We start from the raw sequence: 26,779 nt of genomic DNA, 5'->3' as shown, positions 1-26,779 counted from the left end.
GCCACTGACCAAAAAACCAAAGGAACAAATTATGTATATTTGGATCCTTTTGACTGCTAAGGGTAGAGATAGAGATACTGGCGGCGTCCGTCGGGGTAGCGCACTTCAAAGTCCGTCGCACCATTGCCCGTGAGGTCGCCCTGTTCTATCAGGATCGTGTTGTCCCGCGTAGCGCTGCCACGAACCACCGTGTACGCCATCAGGCCGCGCACCTCCTGGCCGTCCAGCTCCACCGTGATGATGCCCCATTCATTTATACGCACATTGTCCGCACCGGGTAGCGCCCGGATCGTGGTGCGCAAAGCCACCCAGTCCGCCGGCACAGGCACGATGTCCTGCTGCATCAGGTTGCCGTTATCGTCCTCGAACAGCACTGAAAACGCGATAAGCCCTCCCATGCCTGGCACGACATACTCCACTACGCCGGGCGAATCACCGCGGGTGGCGGGAACAGATAACAGATCCGGACGACCCGCGTTGTAGGTCTCACCGACGTCGGTCAGAGCCAGCACATTGCTTTGTCTTTCTGTATCGGACCCGGTAACACCTGTGTCTTCGTTCTCAATCACCATATTGCCGTGCTCATCATAGCCCGTCAGTGCAAGGCCTGCACGGGCCAGGAAATCACCAAAACCATCTTTGTCCTCAAGAGCTGGCAAGGCAATCACCACGCGAGTACCGGTGACGATACGCACATTGCCGTCCTCGTCAATCGAGGTGCCCGGCACCATGTCGGGCCCGGCCTTGCTCACCGACACCGGTACCACAGACGCAGAGAAGCCGTTGCCGCGCAGCCACAACTCACCCGTGGTTTCATCCTGCTCAAGCCGGTTACCCTCGGTATCAAAACCATCCAACTGCCTGATCGACGCCAGAACACCCTGACTCTGGCCCGACACGACATCCCCACGTAGATTCACCACCGAACGCTGATCACCATTCACCCACGGTATGCTCCCCATGCTCGCGGTAAGCTCCTGACCAGCTGGCAGGGAACTCTCCGATTCAAAGCGCACATTGGCGCCCAGTTTAACGCCGGGCTCCAGCACGGTTTCGGGACCAATCATTACATTTTCCAGCCGCGCCCCGCTGACCACCTTCGCACCGTCAATACGCGCCGTTGAACCAGCATCGCCACTGACCTGCCCGGACACACGACCACCGCTGATCGAACCAGTGCCGCGCATCGTCACAGTGCCGGTCACCTCGCCGCGGTTCTGCACACTACCCACAATGGCGCCCCCATTCAGCACCCCCTGTTCCGTAATGGTTGCATTACCGGACAAGGTATCGTTGCGGGTCTCGCCGGAAACCACTGTCACGACTGGGGGTGCGGGGGGTGGTGCAGGGGGTGGTGGGCGTACGCTCACGGTCATGCTGACCACGACATCATCCCTGCCATCATCAAGGCGGATTTCCAGAGTCCGTTCACCGGTGGTCGGGGAGGCAGCCGAATTGTCATAGAGCACGGACTGCACGAGGATTCGCACCCGGTCCGGCGTGGCGTCACCGTTGAGGTTGACCACCAGATCCTGACCTTCGGCGATGTCGTTGCCCAGGGTGCCGATCACCACTGAGTCCACGCTGACCTCGGCGTCTTGCTGGTCGCCGGAAAGCGCCACGTCGCCGTCATTACGAAAGGTCAGCAGATCCTCCAGCGGCTCACCGCCATCGGTGATGGCCACGGTCAGCTTGCCGCCATCAAAATCAGCATTATCCGGGTCGGAAAGTTCACTGTCGCTATTGTCATCCAGCAAGACCGCGTCACCGCCGACAACAAAGGTCACCGAGCTGTCATCGATATTGTTGAGCCCGGGCGGTTCGTTGAACGCCAGCACCGTAATGGTATCGCTTTGAACCGTGTCCATACCCGACGTCGAGGCTAGCAACCGAATATCCGTTGTGCTGGCGGTTGCATAATTGAATGTCAGACCCGTAAACTCCGCCACGCCATTGGTCAGGCTGATGGTCACGGTGTCGGCCTCGCTGTCTGCATCATCGCTGGCGGACAGCGTAGTGGCCCCTGACCCTTGCACCGACAGGGTGATGTCGCCACTGTAATCGGTGTCCACCACACGGTAGGCGTCGATGGCCTGCACGATAGGCACCGTCGTGAAGGCGGCATCCACACCGGAGACAGGCTCTGTCGCAACAGGCTGCTGCACAAAGCGAAGACGGGTCGCCACCGCATCGGAGGTGATCGGATCTGACTCGCCCGTCACGGATCTGCCATTCACCGTCGCGGACATCCGTAATGTGAAGGTTTCGTTGTCCTGGCTGGCGAAATAGTACAACCCGTGGTACGCGGCCCCGCCTTCGATCGGAAACCCATAAGCAGGATATACTTCGCCTTCTCCTTCACCCTTGCCCAGGGTAGTGCTATACGAATTCCAGTCATCGAAATCGTCGTCCACATTGCCGAAATCGTCCCGGGCCTGCACTGCCGGTGCCGGCATCATCATTTTACCGGAAACGACATCATCCGGCTGCGCGGTGAACACGAAGTGCGTGGCTTCGACATCCACATACACCATGGTCTCCAGCATTTGCCCGGAGAGCATACGTGTGCCGCCATCAGCAAGAACAACGGCATCCCGGCCCCGGATCTCAAGCTTGATTGCCTCTCTTTCGGCCAAGTCGGTAATGTCGTTGAAATGGGCGTCAATGGTATAGGTCTGCTCGGTACCGTTGTCGATCACAATATCGGGCACATCAAACGTGATCGCCCTGGCGCCTGAGTCGTAGACCCCGATCACACCGTCACTACCCGGCCCGTTGAGGCGCCAGGTGATCTTCCCTGGATAAAATGCGTCGAAACTCCTCAACGCCTTAAGCTTGATCTGCGAAACATCCAGTACCGCTGAACTGCCTTTGTCCTCATTGACCAGTGTGAATTCGAGAACCTCAACCGCATTCTCGGCCGACGTGACGCTGGTCGACAGGTGCACCGGAGCGATATGGCGCGGCCCGGCAACAAGACGCCCGCTTCGGTTGCCATCCCCCACGCTGCCCCGGACGACCACATTGCCGTTGGGTCCATCGGGTTTGTAACTACCCCCGCCCGCGCCGAGGAAAAGCACGCCGGTAGCAAACTTGCTCAGCCCGGCACCGGCCTTGTTGTCACTTATCAGTTTGTCATTGATTTTGTTGTACTGGGCTTCGTCAAAGAAGCCGTACACACGGAATGTGACACTGGAAACATTCTTGTACTCGTCTCCCAACTCGGCATACAGCCGTTCTTGCACGATCCTTCTGCCATTACCGGTTTCAGGCGTCTTCACCGAGGCAATATAATCCTCGCCCCCGAAACCCTCGATACTGGAGTACAGCCGGAAATTGCGCGGCCCTGTGTATTTCAGTTCAATCCAGCTGCCATCATCGAGGTCTTCACGGTACTCGTTGCCCACACCCACGGCAACATCATCAAGATTGAGTACGTGGCCAGGCTCCGCCGACACCGTCCACTCATAATAGACCGCGCCCATCTTCGACGCCGGCGGCCATCTCTCAACCCATAGATTGCTTTTTACACCCCCCCAGCGCCCCTGCTCGAAATGACCATAACCGTCACTGCTGCTAACCGTGATGGGCGATGCGTCCACATTAGCGGCAACGCCCCAGCTCGGGGGATTGAGACCGTTTCCGTCCCAGGAGCTCAAGGCGCCAATGTCATACTGCACCAATGTCTCGCTGTGTGCAGAGGACATGAACAGGGCTGAGACCAAAAAAGCCAAACCTGACAGGACTGAGTACTTCATGAAAATAATCCGGTAGTTTCGCTGGGATGATAAAACCCAAACTATACGCGGCATTGCGTGAAGCCATTTGACGCTATGCATCAGTATCCTTGACTCTACGCCTCAACTTCTTGCGCGGGAGCAACGCCTGCAAAGTGCATCTTCTGATCAACAATTGGTTCTGCTACATTGCGCCAACAATTGTGAGATTTCGCCAGGCGTCACTTGGCAAAACGGAAAAACTGCCTAAAGAACAAAGAGTTATTTACTGGTATGATTTTTGCTTTTCCCTGATAGGTAACAGGATGAGCACTGAGATTGGCAATAAATAGTCATCTCACGATTTTCAGGAGAACAAATGCGCACAATTGGCAATATTATCTGGTTCCTCTGCGGAGGCCTGATCATGGGACTGACATGGTGGCTGGTCGGCCTGATCGCATTCGTGACCATAATAGGCATTCCCTGGGGCCGGGCCTGCTTTGTCATCGGGGAGTTTTCGTTTTTCCCCTTCGGCCGCGAAGCCATCACGCGCGCCGAGCTGGATCAGTATGATATTGGCACCGGTGTGCTCGGTGTGCTGGGGAATATCATCTGGTTCCTGCTAGCCGGGCTCTGGCTTGCGATCGGGCACCTGATGATGGCACTGATCTGTTTTATCCTGATCATCGGCATTCCATTCGGCATCCAGCATCTCAAACTGGCAGGCCTGGCGCTGGCCCCCATCGGCAAGACCATCATCGATTCGCAATATGCCCAGGCGATGCGAGCAGGGGCGATACCCGTTCCCGGAAAAGACTAACAGGCTGTCCGGCCTCTGGTGTTAACCCTCACACTCCGGAGAATCCAGCACCTGTCGCACTTTGGCAACAAGATCCGCGCGACGGTAAGGTTTACCAAGCAGGTTCACGCCCGGGTCAAGCCGGCCCTGATGCACAATCGCGTCCTCGGTGTAGCCGGAGGTGAACAGCACCTTGAGTGCGGGTTGCCGCAGTCGGGCGGCATCGGCAAGCTGTTTGCCATTCATGCCGCCGGGCATCACGACATCGGTAAACAGCAGGTCAATCCGCCAGCCACTGTCCATGATGTCGAGCGCCTCGGCGGCGGAGGCTGCTGCTTTGACCTGATAGCCCAGCCCGGCCAAGTTGTGTCGCCACGTGCTGGCGAACCAGTTCATTGTCCTCGACCACAAGTATGCTCTCTGTTCCGCCCACCACTCCGACTGCCGCAGTCAGCGTATTTTCCTGCACGGCCCGTTTGTTCACCGCCGGGAAGTAGAGCCTGACTGTTGTGCCTTCACCAGGCTCCGAGTAGATCTGGGCCTTGCCGTTGGACTGCCGCACAAACCCCCATACCATCGACAGACCTAGCCCGGACCCCTTGCCGACTTCCTTGCTGGTAAAGAACGGCTCAAACGCCCGCTCCAGGATATCCCGCGACATTCCGCAGCCATTGTCGGTTACCGCGATGACCACGTATTGTCCCGCTTTCATGTCCTCAAAGTGCAGCAGATCATCATCTGCAAGTGTCACGTTTTTTGCTTCGATCGTCATTCGTCCGCCATCGGGCATGGCGTCGCGGGCATTAATCACCAGATTCAGCACAGCATTTTCGAGCTGACTCCGGTCCACTTCGACAGGCATCACATCACTGGCGATCTTGATCCCGATCTCGATATCCTCATCGATTGTGCGGCGGATCAACCCTTCGATCCCGCTTAGCAATTCGCCCGGATCAAGGTGTTCTGGTGTCAGCGCTTGCAGTCGCGCAAAGGACAGCAGGCGACTGGTCAGGTTGGCGCCGCGCTCTGCTGCCTGTATGGTGTTTTTGGCCAGTGCATGTGCGTCCGGATTGTTTGTGTTAATGTCGGCGAGCGCCTCAGCACTGCCCAGAATGATGGTCAGCAGGTTGTTGAAGTCGTGAGCGATGCCGCCGGTCAACTGCCCCACAGCCTCCATCTTTTGTGACTGTCGCAGTTTCTGCTCCAACGCCCGCAACGCCGTGACGTCGGTAGTGCTGCCAATCACCCTGATCGGTTTACCGGATTCATCGCGAAGGACCAGGCCGCGGGAAGCCACATCCAGCGTGCGACCATCTGCGCACATGAAACGGTATTCACTGGTCCAGTCACTCTCGCCACGCTCAATCACGCGATCGAAACTATTGACTACCCGGCTACGTTCATCAGGGTGAATCCAGTTCTGACAGGATCTTAAATCAGTGTCGGGTCCCGCCGGGTCATAACCGAAGGTGGTGAGCAATGAATCACTCCACCAGACCTTGCCGGTCAACAGGTCAGCGTCCCAGATAAGATCATTGGTTGCCAGACCCAGCAATCTGAACCGCTCCTCGCTGACTCTCAGAACAGCAGCGCTGCGATCGGCCTCTTCTGCCCTGGCCGCACGCTGAACTTCTTCATCACGGTGTCGGGTAAAAAAACCGAAACACATCACAAAGATGTAAAAACTGAACAGGAAGGTCACCATCGCATCCAGGGCTTCAATGGCAATGGGCACCGTCGGATGCGCCAGCACATAGGCTGCCATCGGCAACGGACTCAGACTGACCAGAGTACTGATCGCGCGTTTGTGGAAACCGAAATTGGTGAACTGGTGAAACACAACCAGCGGAAAAAACCAGACCAGGTAGGGAATAACCCGCACCAACTCTTCAGTAGCCTGGTAAACAATAATGGCGCCAGCGTTGAGGTGAAAAGCGAAATAAACCGTCAATAAACCAGTGATTACACTGATCACCATGGCTGGCTTCACCCACAGCAGAATCATCAGGCCGCTGGTAACCGTGCCCAGGATGCCGATAAGCCAGGCATCCGGTCCGATGACGGATCCGGACCAGATACCGAATATCACCCCCAGCATGGCGCCGGCGAAGCCTACAAGCAAAGCGATCAGCACGACATTGCGCGCCTGTCGCTGACGGCGGGCAGCACTTGCGTTCTCGGGTGGAGTCATTGGTAATGGCGCCTTTGGGTGGTCTGGCATGCGATATAGAGATACGTTTGTTCTCTGGTTGCCATATGACAACTATGCCACAATCGGCGAATAATATAAAAAACCAGGCAAGATCATCATGCTTGCCCGCTGGAGTGCGGTAAATGAGTCAGTCGGTTAATCAACAGTACAAACGCCTGTTCAAGGCCTCGCCCGGCAAGATTCTGGTATTACGGCCTGACAGTTTCGAGATCATTGCCGTCACCGATGAATACCTCAAGGCGACCATGACAAGGGAAAGCGACATCGTCGGCAAAACCCTGTTCGAGGTCTTTCCCGATGATCCCGATGACCCACAGGCAGACGGCGTCGCCAGCCTGTCGGCCTCCCTGTCCCGGGTCCGGTCCCTGAAAGCACCAGATATCATGGGTGTACAGCGCTACCCGGTCCATCTTCCCGACGGTTCTTTCGAAGAGCGGTTCTGGAGTCCGGTCAACAGCCCGGTGCTGGATGACGCCGGTGACATTGAATTTATCATGCACCGGGTTGAGGATATCACCACCATAATCCAGAAAGGCATTATTTCAAAGCCCGTCTCTGCCGTCAGCGATAGTGATCTGCTTGCCTTCCAGGACATCCTGCTCAGGTCGAAGGAGCTCAGGCAGGCGCTGACGAGGCTGCAGGAATATGAAGCGCGCATGCGCACTGCCGAGCGTTTGCTGAACCTGGGGGCGTGGGAATTCAACGTGAAGACCGGGCGGCACAGCTGGTCTGAGCAGATTTTTAACATATACGACCTGCCCGCCGATCAGACCGCACCCGATATGGAAGCGTATTTTGCCACGGTGCATCCCGATGACCGACAAGCCGCCCGTGACATTTTTGCGTCACTGGGGGAACTGCGCACACCGCAAATCGAGTTTGAGCATCGGGTCATTGCCCGCGGCGGCGACGTGAAATACGTCAAGGGTGTGGGTGAACGCCATGTCACGGCAGATCTGGAAATGGTGGTTGTCTACGTTCAGGAAATTACCCCCCTTATCCAGACCCGAAACAGCCTGACCCAGGCGGAAAATCTCCTGCGTCTGGCCGGCGAAAAGGTGCGGCTGGGCGGCTGGCGCGTCGAGCTCGACACCGAAACCATCATCTGGACGCCGGAAACCGCCGTCATCCATGGTATGTCCGCAGATTATTCGCCGCCCGGTCTGACTGAGGCTATCGAATTCTACATGCCCGAGTATCGCGAGGTGGTCGCGAGCACTTTCCGGCAATGTGCCCTGGAAGGCAAAGCCTACGATGTAGTCTGCCAAATCCAGACGCCCGACGGGCAACAACCCTGGGTGCGGGTGATCGGCGTTGCCGAACGGGACCCTAAAGGCAGAATCATAGCAGTTCAGGGTGCTTTCCAGGACATCACAACACTGCATGAGGCGCAACTGCTTGCAGATGAAGCTGAACGGCGCAGGCTGGACGTAATTGAAAGTATCAGCGATGGATTTCTTGCAGTTGATACACAATGGACGATCACCTACATGAACCGGCAAGCCGGCCTGGTTCTGGAGCGCCCCCGGGATGAGCTGCTAGGGAAAAATCTGTGGGATGAATACCCCCAGGCTGTGGGCAGCGAATTTCAACGCCAGTATGACTGGGCAGTGGAGAACCACAAAACCGCGCGCTTCCAGGCGTTTTTCCCGCCTCTGGAGAAGTGGCTGGATGTCAGCGCTTATCCCATACCCGATGGCCTGGCCATCTACTTCCGTGACGTAAGCAGTGAACAGGAGCATCTTGCGCAACTGCGGCTGGTCGAGGCTGCCCTGGCGCGGCAGAACGATATCGTCATGATCACCGCGGCGGACGACCTGGAAGAGCCGGGTGGGCCCCGCATTGTCTATGTCAACGATGCCTTTGAGCGGTTGACCGGTTACAGCAAGAGCGAAGCCATCGGACGCACGCCCCGGCTGTTACAGGGTCCGCAAACCGACCGCGAACAGTTGGATCATATCCGGGAAGCGTTGCAAAACCAGTTACCGGTTCGCTGTGAAGTGCTCAACTACAACAAATCAGGAACACCTTACTGGTTGGAGCTGGACATCACGCCACTGTTCGATGGCAAGGGTCACTGCACCCACTTTGTGGCGGTGGAGCGGGATGTCACTGAGCGCAAGCAGCAGGACACCGAGCTGCGGCTGGCCAAGGAACGTTTTGAGCTGATTTCCAGAGCCACCAATGATGTGATCTGGGATTGGGACTTAGCCACCGATCAGATCTGGTGGAATGACTCCATGACAGACGTGTTTGGTTACCCGCTATCCGAACTGGAGCCTGGGTCGGAATCCTGGACCAATCGCATCCATCCGGAAGATCTGGACCGTGTATTTGATGGTATTAAACAGGTAATTGATGGTGACGAAGAATACTGGCAAGACGAGTACCGCTTTATCAAAAGCGATGGCAACAGTGCCTATGTGATTGACCGCGGTTTTGTCATTCGCGATGACACGGGTAAGGCTATCCGCATGGTGGGCAGTATGCTCGACATCACTGCGCGAATAGCCATGGAACACCAGCTGCGGGAGTCACAGAAACTGGAAGCCGTCGGCCATCTGACCGGGGGCGTTGCCCATGATTTTAATAATTTGTTGACAGTGATTCTGGGCAACGCAGAAATGCTGGCCGAGGTACTCACCGACCAGCAACTGCGACCGATGGCGGAAATGACGCTGTCCGCCGCAAAACGTGGCGCCGAACTCACCAGCCGTCTGCTGGCCTTTGCCCGCCGTCGGCCGCTGGACCCGGAACCGATGGATCTCAATCAATTGGTGGAGGCCATGCAGGCGCTGATCCGCCGTACCTTACCAGAAAATATTGAGATCGAATTTGTGCTGGACCCCAAGCTGGGTGTCACCGAGATTGATGCCGGCGAACTGGATACGGCGCTGTTGAACCTGGTGGTTAACGCGCGCGACGCCATGCCGGGTGGCGGCAGATTGACAATCGAGACCGCCAATGTGGTGCTGGACAGTGCATACGCCAATCGCCACCTTGACGTGGTGCCGGGCGAGCATGTGATGATCTGTGTGTCCGACACAGGTACCGGCATGACACCGGACACGGTGCAGCAGGCTTTTGAGCCCTTCTTTACCACCAAATCGGTGGGCAAGGGCAGTGGTCTTGGCCTGAGCATGGTGTTCGGTTTCACCAAACAGTCGGGTGGCCACGTCAAGATTTATTCCGAAGTCGGCGAAGGCACCGCTATCAAACTGTACTTCCCCGTGGCGCGCGATGCCGTGAAAGCAAATTATCAACCCGAGTCAAACCTTGAGCCGGTAGGTGGTACCGAGCATATCCTGATCGCCGAGGATGACGATCTGGTACTGCAACATCTTGAGGCGCTGCTGGGCTCCCTGGGCTACCGTGTGACCGCCACCAGATCAGGCCCGGAGGCGTTGGCTGCGCTGCAAGCGCACGCCGACATCGACCTGCTGCTCACCGATATCATCATGCCCGGCGGAATGAACGGACGGGAGCTGGCTGATCGGGCCACGGCAATCTACCCTTCGCTGAAAGTGCTGTTCAGCTCTGGCTACACCGAGAACGCCATTGTCCACCACGGGCGCCTGGATCCGGGTGTCGAGCTGTTGGGCAAACCCTATACCCGCCTGGAACTGGCCACCAAGGTGCGACAGGTAATAGAACGTCCCCAGCCTTAATACTGACTCAGGAGGCCCGGTAGCTAAGAAGCGTCTTTTTTCTGATTCTTGTGGGTATACATACTCTGGTCGCTTTCCGCCAGCATGGCTTCAATATCAGGCGCGACTTCCGGATTACAGTCTACAAGCCCAAAGGAACATTCCAGTTCGTAGGCCTGGCTGGGGTAAAAGGACCGCAGGGCCTCCTCGAATTTTTCGACAATAGTTTTACCATCCGCCGCTTGTGTATTGACCAGCAGCACGCCAAACTCGTCCCCGCCCAGTCGCCCCAATACATCGGCCTCGCGAAAATTCTCCTGCAGAAGGCGGGCAAAGGCCTGCAGGGCTTGATCACCAACACTGTGACCGAAGGTATCATTGATAATCTTGAACCTGTCAATGTCGATGAACAGCAGGGACGCGGGCATGCCATGACGGGCACATATTTTCAGGCTGTGGTTACTCTGGGCAATAAAGCCCCGTCGGTTGTTCAGGCCGGTCAACTCATCGGTGGTGGCAATGCAAAGCACCTGAATCTGACTTTCAATGATGCCGGCAAAATCCTGCAGTGCCCTGGCATCCTCGTCACTGAATTCCCGTGGTTTTTTATCGATCAGGCAAAGTGTGCCCAACTTGATGTTGTCCTTCAGGATGAGCGGGCAACCCGCATAGAAACGGATCTGCGGGCCGGAAGTGACCAGTGGATTATCATGAAAGCGCTCGTCAGTGGCGGTATCGTGGATGATGAACGGCGCGTCATTGTTAATTGCGTGACCACAAAAAGAAATGTCACGCGGGGTCTCAGTAGCAGCGAGCCCGTGTCGGGATTTGAACCATTGCCGGTCCAGGTCTATCAGGCTGACCAGGACGATGGGCATATCAAAAAACCTGGCGGCCAGTCGGGTGACCCGATCAAAGCGCTCGTCCGGGCCAGTATCCAGGATATCCAGTGAGGCGAGAGCCGCCAGACGCTGGCTCTCATTGTCAGGAACATCAGGTGTTTTCATGGACTGATTATACACGTTTTCCCTAAGCATCAACGTGCACGCAGCCGGAAATCAGTTCATGCCGTTAAGCACCCATGAGTAATCGGCCTTGTCATGACAGCCGACGAGAATTCCCGTCATCACGAAAGATGATCAGCGGGCGCACCTCATCATCTGCCAACCGGGGCTGCTGCGCCAGCGCTACCTGGTCAGTCACCAGCGAGTGGTGAGGGGATTTGCTGCAGACCGGGTCAGCATTACGCGCATCGCCGGTCAACATGAAGGCCTGACAGCGGCAGCCACCAAAGTCCTTGTCTTTTTCGTCACAGCTGCGGCAGGGTTCCTGCATCCAGCTGTCGCCACGGTAAGCATTAAAGGCATCTGACTCGTACCAGATACTGCGCACATCGTGGTCGCGCAGGTTGGGGAAGTCGAGCCCCGGCAGCATGCGGGCCTCGTGACAGGGCAGCGCCATTCCGTCTGGCGCAATGTTCAGGAACACCGTACCCCAGCCGTTCATGCAGGCTTTGGGACGATCCTGATAGTAGTCGGGCACCACAAAATACAATTTCATTTTATTGCCCAGGCGAGCACGAAATTCATTGCACACAGCTTCTGCCCGCTCCAGTTGTTCGCGGCTGGGCATCAGGTGCTCCCGGTTCTTCAGGGCCCAGGCATAATACTGGCTGTTGGCCAGCTCCACATGATCCGCCTGCATCTCCTCGGCCATCTCGAGTATCTGTTCAATATGATCAATATTCAACCGGTGCAGCACCACGTTCAGCACCATGGGGTAGTCGTACTGCTTGATCAGTCTGGCGACCTTGAGTTTGAGGTCAAAGGTGCGGGTGCTGGACAAAAAATCATTCATTTCTTTGGTGGAGTCCTGAAACGACAATTGAATCTGATCCAGGCCACCCGCCTTGAAGGCAGCAATGCGTTTTTCCGTCAGGCCTATACCGGAGGTCAGCAGGTTGACGTAGTAACCCATCTTGCTGGCTTCGGCGACAATCTCTTCCGCATCATCACGCATCAAGGGTTCGCCGCCGGAGATACCCAGTTGTACGGCGCCCAGTTCACGCGCTTCGCGCAGCGCTTTTATCCACTCATCGGTGGACAATTCCTTTTCAAAGGTCGACGCGTAATTCAGCGGGTTGTAGCAAAACACACAGTGTAAGGGACACTTGTAGGTGATCTCTGCGTTGACCCACAGTGGCGGCTTGATGTTGTCAGGCGACGGTGATCCAGCCTTTGTCATGGGCATGCTCCAGAAAATCGATGACGTCCTGCTGCAGATCTGCCTCCGGAAAGGCAGCCTGCAGGCTGCTGATAACGTCCTGCGCGCTGCTTGCGCCATCAATGCGTTTGAGAATTTCACCGGCGCTGCCGGTCAGTTTGATCAGGCCTTCCGGGTACAACAGAACCCAGGCATCCTGAGCAGTCTCCCATTGCAGTTTGTACTGTCGGGCAAATTTTAGCGGCGTGCTGACCGGCAGACTCATTGATTCATCCTCGCGATGGCACCGCTGTTGGACTCACCGATGCCGTAGGTGACCTGCATGGCATCCAGCATGGTCCACAGCACATTGAGTTTGAACTGCAGAATATTTAACGCCCGTTCCTGATCTGCACGCGTTTTGAAATGCACCAGCGTCACCCGCAAACCGTGTTCGACATCGCGTCGTGCTTCTGACAAACGCTTGCGAAAATACTGATAACCATTGGCATCAATCCATGGATAGTGCTGCGGCCAGCTATCCAGGCGCTTCTGGTGAATGGTCGGCGCAAACAGCTCGGTCAGCGAAGAGCACACTGCTTCCTGCCAGGGCGCGGTTCGGGCAAAGTTGACATAGGCATCGACGGCAAATTTTACGCCAGGTGTCACTTTGTGCAGGGAAGTGACTTCGTCGCGCGCTAAACCCACCGCTTCCGCCAGTGCCAGCCAGGCCTCGATGCCACCGTCTTCCCCATCGGCGCCGTCATGATCCAGAATACGCTGTACCCATAGTCGGCGATGATCCCGCTCCGGCATATTCGCCATCACGGCCGCATCTTTGATGGGAATCATGATCTGGTAATAAAAGCGGTTCAGCACCCAGCCCTGAACCTGTGCTTTGGTGCATTGCCCGCTGTTCATGGCAATGTGGAAGGGATGAAAAATGTGATAACAGGCTTCTTTAGCGCGCAGCCGGGCTTCGAACTCTTCAATCGACCAGGGCGCCTCGGTATCACTTGTCATGCACAAACTCCTGAACTGGCTGGTAATGGATCGCTAAAAGAGCTATCAAAGACTGAAGTCCATACCATCAAAGGCGACTTCGATATTCCCCTGTTGCAGAATCTGCCGCTCACTGGAGTCATCACGCAGGATGGGGTTGGTATTGTTGATGTGAATAAGAATTTTGCGTGTCGCTGGCAAGGGGCGCAGTGCCTCAATCATGCCACCGGGACCCGACTGGGGCATGTGCCCCATATCAAGGGACAACTTGTTGCTGATACCCAGCGCCTGCATTTCGTCATTGGTCCAGCAAGTGCCATCCACCATCAGGCAATCGGCCTGCTGCATAAATGGCAGCAGATGCGGCTCGATAGAGGCCAGCCCCGGCGCATAGAACAGCTTTTTGCCGCTGCGTGTATCTTCCAGCTGAATGCCGATATTGTCGCCCTCGTGCGGATCATGTCGGTGCGGCGAAAACGGCGGTGCTTTGCTGCTCAGGGGAATGGCTGTGAGTCGAATACCGGCGATGCCGTCCACTTCGAAGGTGTGCCCCACTGCGGTCGGAATCTGATGCCAGGACACGCCACAAAAATGGCCCAGCACATCAAAGATGGGATTGCCCTGGGTGAGGTCTTCATGAACCATGTCCGTGCAATAGATGTCGAGCGGCGTTTTACCCTCACGCAGCATGAACAGGCCTGTGGTATGGTCGATCTGGGCGTCCATCAACACGATGCCACTGACCGCTGTATCACGGATGGCACGGCCCGGCTGTAGTTCAGGGAAACGCTGGAACTGGGCCAGAATATCGGGTGATGCGTTAAACAGCAGCCAGTTGATATTGTCGCTGCTGATGGCAATCGAGGACTGGGTGCGGGGTGAGGCTTTGATTGTGCCCTTGCGCACACCGTCACAATTCGGACAGTTGCAGTTCCACTGCGGAAAGCCACCGCCGGCGGCGGAGCCCAGAACGCGTACTCTCATAAACTGCCCTTACACTAAATTCTTACACAAAAACCTTGCACCGAAAACCTTGCATCGAAAACCCTGCACCGAAAACCCTGGGCAGACTGTGTTAACAGCCTGCCCACAGGCTGTTAACGGCTGGCGAAATACATGGTAACTTCAAAGCCATAACGCATTTCGGTGTATTCTGGTTTAGTCCACATAGGTGTTATCTCCACTGTAGTTATGCCCTTTTACAAGAGCCGGGTTGTCCCGGTGTTCCGGGGTCTTGTGCTCAGCCAGTTTCACAGGGCTGACCACAACACCATTCGATTCTGGCCCTGGCAGGCACTACCGCGCTGCCGCATTTTCAGTAATCGCTACTCATGATTTTCATTAGATTGCGGGCCGCGCTCTTGGCAAAATCCCCGTATCACTGTAAAAAAGCACAGCTTTCATAGTCATCCGTCAATTTTTCTATAGTCGTCGGGAGCAGAACATCAGAACGCTATACCCACCCATAGAGCCTTACTTTGCCGAGAAGCTGACGGTTTCCTCACGCCATTCGCTTTACGTGGAGCGATGCGGAAAAAGAGGCGGTCATCCGATATTTTTTTTGCATGGCGGCCCGGGCAGCCAGATCAACGCCACCCACCGTCGCTACTTTGACCCTGAATTTTTCGATGTTGTGCTGTTTGACCAACGCGGTTGCGGCCAATCCTCGCCCGCTGGCGAGACGCGGGACAACAACACACAAGCGCTGATCGGCGATATCAACAGCATCCGTGAGACACTGGGCATCAGTGGTAAAATGAGCCTTTTTGGTGGCTCCTGGGGCAGCACACTGGCGCTGGTTTATGCGCTGCAATACCCGCAGAATGTTGCGGAGATGATACTCCGGGGTATTTTCCTGGGCACCGGGAACGAAGTTTCCTGGTTCATACAGGGACTTGCACGCTTTGCGCCGCAGGCTTCGCAGCAACTGGCTGATGGTATGGGGCCTGATCTTGTTGACGCTTACTATCAGGCCGTCATGGACACAAACCACAGCAACGCCAGCGAAGCAGCAAAACGCTGGGTGGAATACGAGATGCAGATTATGAGAATCGGGACTGAATCGCCTGGCACGGCTCCAGCACCAGCATTGCAGGCCAGCCAGGCCTTGCTGAACCGCGCCCGGGTGCAGCTCCACTTTCTGAAATCCCAGTGCTTTCTGGCAGATGCGCCGGTGCTGGAAACTGCGCCTGCTATCCACGTGCCGATTACAATCGTGCAGGGCGAGCTGGATCTGGTGTGCCCGCCCGTGACCGCCTGGCAGTTAAGTCAGCGCCTGCCCAATGCCAGACTGCGTATGGTGGGCAACGCGGGCCATGGCGCGCTGTCATACGCACTGGCACCGATACTACGCGAGGAGGTCGATGCACTGCGCGACCGCCTTGTTCATCACTGACCTGGGAGCTGCCATGAACCTGCGCGTCCGAGTCAGCCTGACCATTTCACTGATCGGCATCACCTGCGTATTGGTCATGGCGTACATGCTGATCGACTACAAGCGTAAGGCTATCGATCAGGAAATTGAAGCCGGCACCCGGGTCGCCATTCAATTATTGCAGTCCATTCTGCCCACTCCGCTTGAATCGGCTCAGGGCGTCGACCCACTGACCAGCCTGACGGACTATCTGACCAGTGTCGGCCGGGTTCGTGCCAATGAAGTACGTCTTTATGACAGTAACAATATCCTGTTGTACGAGTCGCCACCGTCGGAGTACAAACAGGGTCGCTGGGCACCTGACTGGTTTACTTCATTGGTTGCGCCCGAGGCTGGCGAAGTTCGTCTTCCTTTCGTGGAAGGATCGATACTGATCACACCTGACTCCTCCAGATCAGTCCTGGATGCATGGGACGAGCTGTGGCGATTTTCCCTGTTTATCCTGGTCTTCTTCCTGCTACTTAATTTCGCTGTGCTGCTGACCCTTGGGCATACACTGAAACCCATAAAAGACATTGTCTCCGCGATGTCCCAGATTGAGCAGGGTAATTATGATGTCAGACTCAACAGTTACCGGTTGCCCGAGTTTGATGCCATTTCACAAACCTTTAACAGAATGACCGCATCACTGCAGGACGCGCTTATCGAGAATGTCCGGCTGGCCAAGGAAGAACAACAGCGCCTGGCTGCCGAGCTGGAGCTGGAGCAGAACCGGAAGTTTACCCAGCTGATACAGGTCAAACTGGAAGAAGAAAGAAGAGCTATCGCCAGAGAGCTGCACGATGAACTCGGCCAGTGCGTGACCGCCATAAAGACCATCGGCACAGCCATTGCATCTCGGGGTCACGACCGGCAGGATGCAACCCGGCAGAACGCACAGACCATCGTCGAGGTCGCATCCCACATCTATGACGTTGTGCATTCCATGATTCGACAGCTCAGGCCAAGCGCTCTGGATCACCTGGGCCTTGATGAGGCCATAGGGGAGCTTGTCGCTCAGTATCGCCATCAGCATCCGCAGTTGAAAATTTCACTGTCATCCGGGGAGGGCCTGAACAGTTTTGATGAAAACTTTAATATTACGGTGTACCGCGTTGTTCAGGAATGCCTGACCAATGCTGTTAAACATGCGGATGCATCTGATGTTAACGTAACGCTGGTATTGCGAGCCGGCAGCCCTGAGCGACTTGAAATACAAGTCAGCGACAACGGCAAAGGCATGGATAGCGAATCGGTGGAAAGTCAACGCTTCGGCATTGTCGGGATAAAGGAGCGCGTGCAGGCCGTCGGCGGTGAGGTACGTTTCGAATCTGACCCATGCATCGGCACCAGCATGCTTGCCACCCTGCCACTGCCTCAGGAAACCCCGTGAACAACAAACCCACCAAGGTCATGCTGGTTGACGACCATGCTGTTGTGCGCATGGGCTTCAGACTGTTGCTGCAGGGCTCTGCAGACATTGACGTTATCGGCGAAGCACAGTCGGGCGAAGACGCCATCAAACAGTTTCAGGATCTGGCACCGGATGTGCTGGTGATGGACATTTCCATGCCAGGTATTGGCGGCCTTGAAGCCATTGCCAGAGTCCTGGCAAAGGAGCCTCAGCAAAAAATTCTGGTACTCTCGGCCCACGAGGATGTCATGCACGCCCGACGCGTGCTCAAGGCGGGAGCCGCAGGCTACGTGACTAAACGCAGTGCGGCCGAGGTGCTGATGCAAGCGATTCGCGCTGTACACAAGGGGCAGATTTACCTGGATCCTGATATTGCCCAGGCAATGGCGGTGGAACAGGTCTCAGGATCGAAAAATCCTCTGGATGCCTTGAGCGAAAAAGAGTTCAAGGTGTTTATCGAACTGGCCAAAGGCAATTCGGTACAGGAGATAGCCGATGTGATGTCGTTGAGCCCACGAACCATCGGAACACATCTTTACAACATCAAACAAAAGCTCAATGCCGGCAACAGCGCCGAGCTGGCAATCATTGCCATGCGGGCCGGCCTGATTGAACCCTAGTCAGATCAAGCGTAGAGCAACGAAGCCCTACGCCCTCCTACGGCTGTATGATCAGAATATCTTGACTGCTTGTACGGACGTACCTGCTGGCGCCAGACAAACGAAGCCAGGATTCGGGTTGCACGATTTCAGTACGATAGTTGCGGACTCCTGTGATGTGAATGTCAATTCGTAGCTGTATGTTGCCTGGGTCCCATAGATGCTGTTTACATTTGCCACATTGCCGCTGACGGCTCCTTCAAAAGCTATCCAGGAGTCATCGTCGGGATCCAGTTCGGCCGCAATAATCCAGCCATCTTTGGCGTGCAGACTGACATAACTCAATCCAAGCTCTGAATTCACTTCCCAGACTCCCGAATAGGAGTTGTCCGCTGCAACTATCCCTGGAAACAAAAACAGCAATGCAATAGTCATAAATTTCATATTTTCAATCCTCTGAATTGTTTTTTAAGCTCATCTCCTCTCGCGACTAATGCGCCGTCCCAGGCAGTTGCTTGAGTAATCATCCCTGCTTAGTAATTTGGTAAAACAAAACCCGTGAATATAATAATATGGAATTACATTTTGTCTACAGGTCGGTTTAAAACCAGTCGCGCGGATCAATTCCATAGTACTCGTAGAGTTGTGCGAAAAGTTGCGGATGCCGCTGGGCAAGTAGCCCAGATCTTTCAAAGAAGGCTTCGGTGGCGACAGCAAAAAATTCCGCCGGATTTGTGGCGCCATACAAATCCAGAACCTCATCATGAGCGTGATGAAAATCCGGGCTGCTGGCCAGTGCCTGCAGCCTGTCAAACTCCTCACTGAACACGGACGCCCAATTTTGGTAAGCCTGGCGGCTGGCCAGCAATGGAGCGCCATTGGTAGCACCGCTCTGGTGATCAAGCTGATGGGCAAATTCATGCAGGACAACGTTAAACCCATCGCTGAAGTCACTTGCACCCCGCTCCACATCATCCCATGACAATACAATACGGCCGTTGTTCCAGGACTCTCCCGCCAGCACATGTTCCTCATCGGACACCAGGCCATGGTCATCGACGCTGCCGTGCCGCACGATGAACCCGGACGGGTAAACCAGAATGGTGTGCAGGTCGGAATAGTAGTCACCGGGCCTGCTCAGGACCAGCAGGCAGGCTTGCGCCGCGATACTGACCCTGACGTTGTCATCAATGACCTGACCGGCACAACCCTCAAACCGCTTGCCTGCGACAAAATGCGTGATCCGGTTCTGTAAGGTTCGTTGCATTTCCACAGGCATGCGCGGGTAGAACGGCAGGCGCGTTTTCACAATTTCTTCCCAATTATCGGGAAAAGGTTTGCTGTCCAATTGTTTACGGCGCCATACGGGGTAAACAAACAACCAAAGCGCCACCATCACAACGAGCATGAACAGCAGTACAATAATCACACGGCTTGAAAGGTCCATGGTGCCCCCGCTAACCCCGCCCGCATTTATTCAATGGGTCGGTTCGCATCAAGCAAGTCGTTCTCTTCTTTGGCTGCACGCTCATCATTCACCATTTTTTCCAGGTGGTTATCAGGTTTGACATCTATGTCACTGTCGATACTCCCGACGCCCGCCCGTTGTCGCTGCGGTGCTCGTTTTAAGGGTTGGGGCCGAGCTTCGGTATTCGAATTACTCTCGTGGCCGTCTACATCCGATGGTTGCCCTGTATGGTCATCAATACGAATTTTGTAGACGGGCTCGGGCAAGGTAAAGCCTTCCTTTTCCAGTACAATTTTCGTCGCACTGATGGCAAGGCTTCGTGCCCTGCCGAAATCAGTTTTTTGCTGATCAATCCAGCCCATAAAGGTGAGAATAATGCTCGAGTCGCCGACCCTGTTAACAACCGCACTGGCTTTTGGTTGCACCAGCACAAACGGCAGACCGACCAGCGTTTCAACACCAAGCTCTATCGCCGCAATCGGGTCATCGTCAGCGTCAATGCCCAGTTCGAATTCAAACCGTCTCTCCGGGTTATGGGTGTAATTGAGAATTACCGCTTTAAAAACAGTAGAGTTTGGAATGCGTAACTGGTTTCCACTGAGCGTCATCAGGATTGTCGCACGCGACGTCAGGCGAACCACTTTCCCCTCATGCTCATTAATGACGACATGATCATTGGCTCTGAACGGTTGGCGCAGGCTCAGCATGATACTGGAAATGTAATTCTCGATGGTTTCGCGTACGGCAAACCCGACAGCCAGGCCTGCAACGCCCGCGCCACCAAGCAGAGTGGCCATGACTGTTGTCGCACCCAGCAGGTTGAGCGCAACCACCAACCCAATGAGCACGGATACCGCACGGACCGCCTGGCCAATGAGTTCAGCGACAAACGAATTGGGTGTCAGTCGCCGCCATAGCGATGACCAGCGTGCCAGGGTGTAACCAAGGTACGTCACCAGGGCGAATAACAGCACCGCCAGACCGAACAATGGCAGCGCACCAATCCACTGACCGAGATTCGTGCTCAGCTGCGTCACCAAGGGCGTAAGGTTGCCCTCAACATCGAATCGGCGTTGAATGCCATCCTCCACGGCAAACACACCCGGAATTTGCGTGGCGAGCGACAGTGCGCGTGCAGCCTGGTTTTCATTTGATACGGTTCCGGACAACAACACAATGCCTTCATCGACCCGAACTTCAACACCCGCAAGCGCATCCAGCAAAGCATAAGCGGTGGTCAGTCGCGCCGCAATGCGCGCGTCGTCAGGCTCTGAAACCGTATCATCCGCTGGCGTCTGCGCAATCGAAGTCTGAAGTCCAAACAAAAACAGAACTGACATGATCAGCATGGCAGTTTTTTTGCGTTTAGTTATCCAGAAAGCCATCAAACACCTCTACCCTGTCTTCGACTTCCCGGGCGTCGTCAAACGTTGCGATATGGAACAGCGCGTCCCCACTGCTCACCAACGGTAATGTCGCAATGCCAATAATAATACCCGTGTTTTTCGCGCGTACGTCAACCCGGCCACCGCCAAACGGGTCAGACATGACGCCTAACAATTCATTAGTCTTGACACGCGCCCCCAGTTGTTTGTTGGCACGTAAACTGCCGCTGTGCGGCGCACGGACCCAGTAGCTGGATTTGGCAACGAAGGCCTCCTTTTTTTGTTGCGACAGGCTGACCCCTTTGCCCTCGATCATACCAATGGCTTTCATCACAGCAAGGATGCCTCGTAACGACGAGTTGATCACCCGCTCCTCATAACGCAAGGCCTCGCCGCCCTCAAACAACAGCATGGGAATACCATTGTCTGCCGCCGCCTGCCGCAGAGAACCATCCCGAATATTCGAATCAATGACAACTGGCACGCCGAAAGCCATGGCAAGCCGACGCGTCTCGGCATCGTCCAGGCAGGCACGAATCTGAGGCAGGTTATTGCGATGAATCGCTGCCGTGTGCAGGTCGATACCGTGCGTGCATTTGGTGACCACTTCGCGCATAAAAATATGTGCCAATTGACCCGCGAGTGATCCAAGATCTGAGCCCGGGAAGCAACGATTCAGGTCGCGCCGGTCCGGTAGGTAGCGAATATTCCGATTGAAGCCAAAAACATTCACTATCGGGACGGCAATCAATGTTCCTTTTATTTTTGCCAGTATCTTTTTCTTCGCCAGAAGCCTTTTTATCGTTTCAACACCATTGATCTCGTCACCATGGATAGCCGCTGAAACAAAAAGTACAGGCCCTTCCTCTTTGCCCCTGATTACTTCTACGGGAACCGTCATTTCCGTATAATCAAAAAGCTTGGCAACCGGTATCTCTATCTGCCTGGTTTCTCCGGGAGCAATCGTGACGCCTCCAACTTGCAGCTCTCTGCTTGTGTCGAGCGTCATTAACCTTTTCCAACCAGTTTGTTCGGACCGTTTTTCACATCCTTTTCAATATACTCAATAATCGCACCAGCTATATCCTTGCCGGTGGCGTTTTCGATACCTTCCAGCCCGGGTGAGGAATTGACTTCCAGTACCAGCGGACCGTGACCTGAGCGAATGATATCAACGCCGGCCAAATCGAGCCCCATGACTTTCGCAGCCTTTACCGCCAATGCACGCTCGGCTGGAGTAAGCTTGATCAATTTTGCTGTACCACCCATATGAAGGTTGGAGCGAAACTCACCTTCCTTTGCGGTCCGCTGCATGGCTGCGATGACTTTGTCGCCAATTACAAAACAACGGATGTCGGCACCTCCGGCGTCCTTGATGAACTCTTGTACGAGGAAGTCCGTTTGCAGGTCGCGAAACGCATTTATCAGGCTTTCCGCTGCCTTGTCGGTAGCGGCCAGCAACACACCTTTGCCCTGGGTACTGCTCAACACTTTTACAACCAGTGGAGCGCCGCCGACAAACTCGATCAAATCCTCGGTCGCATCGGCACGATTTGCGTAACCGGTAATCGGCATACCCACGTGTTTTCTCGCCAGCAGTTGATGCGCCCTGAGTTTGTCCCGTGATCTTGCGATGGCAACCGATTCGTTTACCGAGTAGACGTTACCGACCTCGAACTGCCTGAGCACGGCCGTGCCATACGTGGTAACCGAAGCCCCGATGCGAGGAATGACTGCATCGAATTTCAGCACCTCTTTGACGCCCCGTGACTTGTAGTAAACCGCCGGTTTACTTGAAGTGATGTTCATGTAGCAGCGAAGCACATCCACCACCTTGGTGTCATGTCCGCGCGCCTGGGCAGCCTCTACCAGCCTGCGGGTTGAGTACAGTTTCGCGTTTCTCGACAGAATACCGATCTTCATAGAATAATCCTGTTAATAAATCTCATATAGTGGAGGCTCGCCAGGGTGCCCTCCTATACATGGAGAACCATCAGGCAGGATCAGCGGGTCAGTGTATCCCAGGCTCGCCATAAGTATCGCCGGTCTGGCCGCAAATGTAAAACCAGGCCCGGCCGGTCAACGAAAAGCCTTGCTCTGACTGGCTTTCGCTACAAACTGGCAGTCCCTATCCGTTTATCGGTACCCAGCGCCCCTGATAATAGCGCGCAATCGTTTTGCTTTGAGCGTCCCAGGCGAACAGATATAACCAGTCGTTATTCACCAGTTCGCTAACGGCAGCATGCCGTTCCACGATGTCTGCGATGGCGGTCTGTGGCGCGACAATATAGACACTCAGCCGCAGTGGCTGGTGACGCCAGGCCTTTCCGTCATGCAATGATTGTATGGGCAGGCCAATTCTCAGGTCGCCGCCATTGCCCTCGAATACACCGATATTTCGACCCACCACGTTATGCAGCATCTTGTTGCCACTGCCGTATTTCACCGGGTCAACCACAGACGCGTAATACTGCAGATTGATCCAGTTGGTCACTATCATGGGCGCGGTTATTATCTGTTCGAGCACGCTGAACGACGGGTCTTCCTGCCATGAATAATCATGCAGGAAACTGCGACCCGCCAGATCCAGCCGCCTTGTCAGGGCGCGCGGCGCGACAATAAACGATGCATTGTTGGCCAGACCCCATTCCGGTCGCAGCTGCGCCCAGTCCTTTGTGCGCGCAAGAAATTGTTTTGCCATTCGCGTGACATTGGCATTGTCTATTGCCAGCTCCGGGGCACGTTTTTTTTGCGCCAACCGCTGTGCGTCCTTCAACCAGATATCCAGCGTCACGTTTTTTTGCGTGTCAAAAAGGCTTATTTCATCGGTGCTGGTATTGTGCAGCGCGGGCACAAACCGGGTGGTCTCCGGTATCTCGATGCCGGTCCTGGCAATCATCTGTCTCAACTCCGTATCGTTTAGCATTTGTGCCAGGACGCGCACATTGACTTCGCCACTTTGACCGCCGCACGCGCCGCAGTCCAGACCAGCAGCATGCGGATTGTTGGCGCTTTGACTGCCATGCCCTGCCAGCAATACCAGGTTGGCGAAATTCGTGGTAAGACCCAGTGCCGATAGAATCGACGCCAGCAATTGCGCTTGCTCATCAAGACTGACCGGGGCGTCCTGTTTATGTAACACCCAGCGGCCACTGTCATTGGCAGCAAGACCAGCGTTCGCGGGCCTGGTACCGAGAAAACTGTTGCGCAGCAGATCAAAGGCTTTAAAAAGCCCCCCGGCTTCTACCAGACCAAAGGACGCAGGCGCGACATAACCAGCATCCTGATTGGCAACTTGACGCTGCAATCGTCTGTTGCTGCGGTATTCAGCCGGCGTAACAGTCTGCCTGGACACGCTGTATGCGGGACTGAGCAAGCCTGGCAACTGTGGCCTGCCCGCGCGGTAAAATGCACTGCGGTACTCAATGGGCAGGCCAAAAAAACCCGCGAAACCGAGGGTCTGTATACCAGGATCCTGAGCTTCCAGTGCGCGCCGCATGGGCTCTGAGCGCACATCAATACAAAACACTGCCTGCAATGTCGGGCTGGGCACCGGCGCAGGCACGGCGCTAAGCAATTTTCCCGTCAGATCAAGTTGATACGAATACTCCAGCGCGCGCTGCCACACCCAGAGCAGCGCCTGATGCCGGCGGGTCTGCTGGTAACTCGCCGGCATGCCGGCAAACTGCGCCAGAAATCGTTGCCTGAGCCGGTCACAGTCCACCGCGCCCTGCGCCTGCAGGTGACGCCACAACAACAGCTCCCAGGCAAGTCGAATCGCCAGAAACTGCTCGATCAGATTGTTCTGTCGGCCCGCCAGTTGATCCTGCCAGACCTGATAGGCCATCCACGATGTCCAGCCATTAACATCCAGCAACAGAGCAGTGGCGTAATCCGCGCAGGCAGCGTGGCCAATATCGGCCGTCAGCACTTCTTCGGCAAAGGCCTGAAAAGTTCCCGCAACTGATATCGGCAAACATCGAACCTGCCGGTTGATCTGACGCGAGCTCATCAATATGCCAATGCCGCGGTCGTAACTCATGACTTCGCGCCAGGCATCAAACAGCCCCTGCTCTGCTGAACCCGCACTTTGCATGCGCTCCGGATACTGGAAATAGGCGCCACAGAACTGGCTGATCTGGTGCTGCACCTCCATTTGCCAGGTCATCCTGTTGTGCTGTCCAATCATGGCATCCGCGTAATCCACGATGTTCAGCCAGCGTGTCGGCTCAGCCGCACTTTCCAATGCGGCAAGCAATTGCACCTCGCTGGCGTCAACGTTCAGGTCGCGGCAGGCCAGCGTCAGATGTTCGCAGCGGATAGTGTCACCCCAGAGCTGCCGGTAATACGTCCCCGGCATCAGACAGTCGATGCCGCCCAGTGTTGACAGTTTGGCGGCGACGTCAGCAAATTTTTCCTGACGCATCTCCCACCAGGGGTTTACCGCGATGGAGCGATCCAGTGGCCAACTTGGTGCGAAGCGCTGACAGGCTGCCCGCATCGCCTCGTGCAGTGGCTCGTGTAGTAGATTGTCCGGCGGCAGTTGCACTTGCTGGGTCAGATCACTCATGTAACATCTCTCCTGGCTGCACGGCAGGGTTTGCTTTGTTGTCTCGGGGCAAGGATATGGGCCACCACTTGAGGGTTAATCGGGTCATCCATTCATCAAGATAGAACCCGGCATTCAAGGCAATAAACAGTCGGTGACTGGGCAGGCTCGCGGGCCTGTACTGCAATTGCAGGTAAACAAGTACCTGCACCGCAAAAAGACTGATCACCCAAAAGTCGAACAGTGCACTGTAGACATGACCGTGCGCGGGTATCACCGAGGTCATCGTGCCTTTGAGAAGCAGATAGCAGACCAGCAGCAGCAGGCTCAGGCAGGCAGCGCGCAGTATCTGCTGCCAGCCACCCACCGCCACGAACTGGGCAATCAGGATCATCAATGCGGCGCTTACCACCAGCCACGGCGCCAACGGGAATGCTGTCGAGCCATTTAGCAGCGCCGAAACTGCGACACCTGGCACGATAATGCAGGCCGCCACCAACCAGGCTGGCAGTTCGGGCGCAACCTGCTCCCGTCGCTGCGCGCGCAGGTAATCAGCAACATCGTCTCCAGCGCTGAGAAAGGCAAAGGCTTTGTAACAGGAGTGCGCCAGCATATGGACCAGAGCCAGTTCGTATAATCCCAGCGCACATTCCACCAGCATCAACGCCATCTGCGCGGTCGTCGACCAGGCCAGGCGCACCTTGATACTGATGCGGGTCATCATCACCAGTCCGGCTATCAGCATTGACAGTCCCGCCACCACGATCACCAGCGTCTGCGCAGCAACCGACAGGCTGAACAGGGGAGCAAACAGGATAAGCAGGAAGCCGCCCAGATTGATCACCCCGGCATGCAGCAGTGCCGCCCCCGTCCCGACACCGGCGTCGGCGCCTCCACCACCTGAATCAACCAACCATGCACAGGCAACTGTGCACATTTGATCAGGGCTACCACGGCCAGCAGAATCGCGGCAGACTGCTCTGCGTTGCTCAGCGCCTGCCCCGGGTACGCTGCCAGTATAGTCGGTATGTCCAGAGTTCCGTGTGCCTGCCACAACAGGAAAAACGCCACAGCAAGACAAACTTCCGCGATCCGTGCCAGGATGAATTTCTTGTGCGCTGCCAGTGCTGCCCGGGGCCGGGTCGGGTAGAACATCAGCAGTTGATGGAAACACAGACTGATGGCGACCCAGGCGAGCCAGAATACGGCCAGGGTCTGAGCGGAGACCACGCAGATAACCGCCATCACGGTTGCCAGAAACCAGGGCAGAAAGCGCCGGCCATCGGGGTCCTGGTCGAAGTTACGGGCTGCATAGCGCAGCACAATCCAGGCGATGAAGCTGATCAGCAACAACACGATGCTCACCAGTG

22 protein-coding genes are annotated in these 26,779 nt (G+C 55.6%); 5 read left to right on the top strand and 17 right to left on the bottom strand.

Annotated elements, in window-relative coordinates; all coding sequences use genetic code 11:
- Window positions 1-56: 56 nt before the first annotated feature.
- Complete coding sequence (locus WD071_RS13425; protein ID WP_368048898.1) at window positions 57-3,707, bottom strand: hypothetical protein; 3,651 nt, start codon at window positions 3,705-3,707, stop codon at window positions 57-59.
- A gap of 388 nt (window positions 3,708-4,095) precedes the next feature.
- Here WD071_RS13425 and WD071_RS13420 point away from each other — a divergent pair, with 388 nt between their 5' ends.
- Window positions 4,096-4,539, top strand: a complete 444-nt coding sequence (locus WD071_RS13420) for a YccF domain-containing protein (protein ID WP_368048897.1) — start codon at window positions 4,096-4,098, stop codon at window positions 4,537-4,539.
- 21 nt (window positions 4,540-4,560) lie between these two features.
- Here the strand turns inward: WD071_RS13420 and WD071_RS13415 are convergent, their stop codons facing one another.
- Window positions 4,561-4,914 (bottom strand): response regulator, encoded by a 354-nt coding sequence (locus WD071_RS13415; protein WP_368048896.1) that lies wholly within the window; start codon window positions 4,912-4,914, stop codon window positions 4,561-4,563.
- A complete protein-coding gene (locus tag WD071_RS13410) occupies window positions 4,799-6,709 on the bottom strand; it encodes an ATP-binding protein (protein ID WP_368048895.1) in 1,911 nt (636 codons plus the stop codon). Before WD071_RS13410 ends, WD071_RS13415 begins: the two co-directional genes overlap by 116 nt.
- Before the next feature lie 143 nt (window positions 6,710-6,852).
- Between WD071_RS13410 and WD071_RS13405 the strand changes: the two genes are divergently transcribed.
- Window positions 6,853-10,398 (top strand): PAS domain-containing protein, encoded by a 3,546-nt coding sequence (locus WD071_RS13405; protein WP_368048894.1) that lies wholly within the window; start codon window positions 6,853-6,855, stop codon window positions 10,396-10,398.
- Between the two features lie 23 nt (window positions 10,399-10,421).
- Here the strand turns inward: WD071_RS13405 and WD071_RS13400 are convergent, their stop codons facing one another.
- The 6 genes from WD071_RS13400 to pqqA form a co-directional block, all read right to left on the bottom strand.
- A complete protein-coding gene (locus tag WD071_RS13400; protein ID WP_368048893.1) occupies window positions 10,422-11,384 on the bottom strand; it encodes a diguanylate cyclase in 963 nt (320 codons plus the stop codon).
- A gap of 91 nt (window positions 11,385-11,475) precedes the next feature.
- Window positions 11,476-12,621 carry a pyrroloquinoline quinone biosynthesis protein PqqE gene (gene pqqE / locus WD071_RS13395; RefSeq protein ID WP_368048892.1) on the bottom strand — a complete coding sequence of 382 codons (1,146 nt, stop codon included), beginning with the start codon at window positions 12,619-12,621 and terminating at the stop codon, window positions 11,476-11,478.
- A complete protein-coding gene (pqqD, locus tag WD071_RS13390) occupies window positions 12,593-12,865 on the bottom strand; it encodes a pyrroloquinoline quinone biosynthesis peptide chaperone PqqD (protein ID WP_368048891.1) in 273 nt (90 codons plus the stop codon). The genes pqqE and pqqD overlap by 29 nt, the downstream gene beginning before the upstream one ends.
- On the bottom strand, window positions 12,862-13,602 hold the full coding sequence (pqqC, locus tag WD071_RS13385; RefSeq protein WP_368048890.1) for a pyrroloquinoline-quinone synthase PqqC: 741 nt from the start codon (window positions 13,600-13,602) through the stop codon (window positions 12,862-12,864). The genes pqqD and pqqC overlap by 4 nt, the downstream gene beginning before the upstream one ends.
- 45 nt (window positions 13,603-13,647) lie before the next feature.
- Entirely contained in the window at window positions 13,648-14,565 is a 918-nt protein-coding gene (pqqB, locus tag WD071_RS13380) for a pyrroloquinoline quinone biosynthesis protein PqqB (protein ID WP_368048889.1), read from the bottom strand.
- Between the two features lie 113 nt (window positions 14,566-14,678).
- Window positions 14,679-14,750 (bottom strand): pyrroloquinoline quinone precursor peptide PqqA, encoded by a 72-nt coding sequence (gene pqqA, locus WD071_RS13375; RefSeq protein ID WP_139141569.1) that lies wholly within the window; start codon window positions 14,748-14,750, stop codon window positions 14,679-14,681.
- A 392-nt stretch (window positions 14,751-15,142) separates the two neighbouring features.
- Here pqqA and WD071_RS13370 point away from each other — a divergent pair, with 392 nt between their 5' ends.
- From WD071_RS13370 to WD071_RS13360, 3 genes are read left to right on the top strand one after another with little or no spacing between them, the layout of a single operon-like run.
- Entirely contained in the window at window positions 15,143-15,976 is an 834-nt protein-coding gene (locus WD071_RS13370; RefSeq protein WP_368048888.1) for an alpha/beta fold hydrolase, read from the top strand.
- Window positions 15,977-15,989: 13 nt separating this feature from the next.
- Window positions 15,990-17,387, top strand: a complete 1,398-nt coding sequence (locus tag WD071_RS13365) for an ATP-binding protein (RefSeq protein ID WP_368048887.1) — start codon at window positions 15,990-15,992, stop codon at window positions 17,385-17,387.
- Window positions 17,384-18,028 (top strand): response regulator, encoded by a 645-nt coding sequence (locus WD071_RS13360; protein ID WP_368048886.1) that lies wholly within the window; start codon window positions 17,384-17,386, stop codon window positions 18,026-18,028. The genes WD071_RS13365 and WD071_RS13360 overlap by 4 nt, the downstream gene beginning before the upstream one ends.
- 51 nt (window positions 18,029-18,079) lie before the next feature.
- Here WD071_RS13360 and WD071_RS13355 read toward each other — a convergent pair whose 3' ends face one another.
- The 8 genes from WD071_RS13355 to WD071_RS13320 all read right to left on the bottom strand — a co-directional run.
- On the bottom strand, window positions 18,080-18,451 hold the full coding sequence (locus WD071_RS13355; protein ID WP_368048885.1) for a hypothetical protein: 372 nt from the start codon (window positions 18,449-18,451) through the stop codon (window positions 18,080-18,082).
- 157 nt (window positions 18,452-18,608) lie between these two features.
- Complete coding sequence (locus WD071_RS13350) at window positions 18,609-19,454, bottom strand: zinc-dependent peptidase (protein WP_368048884.1); 846 nt, start codon at window positions 19,452-19,454, stop codon at window positions 18,609-18,611.
- A gap of 26 nt (window positions 19,455-19,480) precedes the next feature.
- Window positions 19,481-20,860 (bottom strand): mechanosensitive ion channel domain-containing protein, encoded by a 1,380-nt coding sequence (locus WD071_RS13345; protein WP_368048883.1) that lies wholly within the window; start codon window positions 20,858-20,860, stop codon window positions 19,481-19,483.
- Window positions 20,841-21,869 carry a succinylglutamate desuccinylase/aspartoacylase family protein gene (locus tag WD071_RS13340; protein ID WP_368048882.1) on the bottom strand — a complete coding sequence of 343 codons (1,029 nt, stop codon included), beginning with the start codon at window positions 21,867-21,869 and terminating at the stop codon, window positions 20,841-20,843. The genes WD071_RS13345 and WD071_RS13340 overlap by 20 nt, the downstream gene beginning before the upstream one ends.
- Complete coding sequence (rimK, locus tag WD071_RS13335) at window positions 21,869-22,783, bottom strand: 30S ribosomal protein S6--L-glutamate ligase (RefSeq protein ID WP_368048881.1); 915 nt, start codon at window positions 22,781-22,783, stop codon at window positions 21,869-21,871. Before rimK ends, WD071_RS13340 begins: the two co-directional genes overlap by 1 nt.
- Before the next feature lie 205 nt (window positions 22,784-22,988).
- Complete coding sequence (locus tag WD071_RS13330) at window positions 22,989-25,430, bottom strand: YbcC family protein (protein WP_368048880.1); 2,442 nt, start codon at window positions 25,428-25,430, stop codon at window positions 22,989-22,991.
- Window positions 25,423-26,322 (bottom strand): proton-conducting transporter membrane subunit, encoded by a 900-nt coding sequence (locus WD071_RS13325; protein WP_368048879.1) that lies wholly within the window; start codon window positions 26,320-26,322, stop codon window positions 25,423-25,425. The genes WD071_RS13330 and WD071_RS13325 overlap by 8 nt, the downstream gene beginning before the upstream one ends.
- Window positions 26,250-26,779 (bottom strand): proton-conducting transporter membrane subunit (locus WD071_RS13320; protein ID WP_368048878.1); only part of this gene is annotated, 530 nt, incomplete at its 5' end. The genes WD071_RS13325 and WD071_RS13320, both read right to left, overlap by 73 nt.

It is taken from the genome of Pseudohongiella sp. (assembly GCF_040877505.1).
Lineage (GTDB): Bacteria > Pseudomonadota > Gammaproteobacteria > Pseudomonadales > Pseudohongiellaceae > Pseudohongiella.
The sequence above is the reverse complement of the archived record's forward strand: the minus strand, read 5'-3'. Positions and strand labels throughout refer to the sequence as shown.

Excerpts from the sequence above, each read along its gene's own strand:
- WD071_RS13425 (WP_368048898.1), bottom strand. The coding sequence starts at position 3,707 with ATGTCCTCTGCACACAGCGAGACATTGGTGCAGTATGACATTGGCGCC.
- WD071_RS13420 (WP_368048897.1), top strand. The coding sequence starts at position 4,096 with ATGCGCACAATTGGCAATATTATCTGGTTCCTCTGCGGAGGCCTGATC.
- WD071_RS13415 (WP_368048896.1), bottom strand. The coding sequence starts at position 4,914 with ATGAACTGGTTCGCCAGCACGTGGCGACACAACTTGGCCGGGCTGGGC.
- WD071_RS13410 (WP_368048895.1), bottom strand. The coding sequence starts at position 6,709 with ATGACTCCACCCGAGAACGCAAGTGCTGCCCGCCGTCAGCGACAGGCG.
- WD071_RS13405 (WP_368048894.1), top strand. The coding sequence starts at position 6,853 with ATGAGTCAGTCGGTTAATCAACAGTACAAACGCCTGTTCAAGGCCTCG.
- WD071_RS13400 (WP_368048893.1), bottom strand. The coding sequence starts at position 11,384 with ATGAAAACACCTGATGTTCCTGACAATGAGAGCCAGCGTCTGGCGGCT.
- pqqE (WP_368048892.1), bottom strand. The coding sequence starts at position 12,621 with ATGACAAAGGCTGGATCACCGTCGCCTGACAACATCAAGCCGCCACTG.
- pqqD (WP_368048891.1), bottom strand. The coding sequence starts at position 12,865 with ATGAGTCTGCCGGTCAGCACGCCGCTAAAATTTGCCCGACAGTACAAA.
- pqqC (WP_368048890.1), bottom strand. The coding sequence starts at position 13,602 with ATGACAAGTGATACCGAGGCGCCCTGGTCGATTGAAGAGTTCGAAGCC.
- pqqB (WP_368048889.1), bottom strand. The coding sequence starts at position 14,565 with ATGAGAGTACGCGTTCTGGGCTCCGCCGCCGGCGGTGGCTTTCCGCAG.
- WD071_RS13365 (WP_368048887.1), top strand. The coding sequence starts at position 15,990 with ATGAACCTGCGCGTCCGAGTCAGCCTGACCATTTCACTGATCGGCATC.
- WD071_RS13355 (WP_368048885.1), bottom strand. The coding sequence starts at position 18,451 with ATGAAATTTATGACTATTGCATTGCTGTTTTTGTTTCCAGGGATAGTT.
- WD071_RS13350 (WP_368048884.1), bottom strand. The coding sequence starts at position 19,454 with ATGGACCTTTCAAGCCGTGTGATTATTGTACTGCTGTTCATGCTCGTT.
- WD071_RS13345 (WP_368048883.1), bottom strand. The coding sequence starts at position 20,860 with ATGGCTTTCTGGATAACTAAACGCAAAAAAACTGCCATGCTGATCATG.
- WD071_RS13340 (WP_368048882.1), bottom strand. The coding sequence starts at position 21,869 with ATGACGCTCGACACAAGCAGAGAGCTGCAAGTTGGAGGCGTCACGATT.
- rimK (WP_368048881.1), bottom strand. The coding sequence starts at position 22,783 with ATGAAGATCGGTATTCTGTCGAGAAACGCGAAACTGTACTCAACCCGC.
- WD071_RS13330 (WP_368048880.1), bottom strand. The coding sequence starts at position 25,430 with ATGAGTGATCTGACCCAGCAAGTGCAACTGCCGCCGGACAATCTACTA.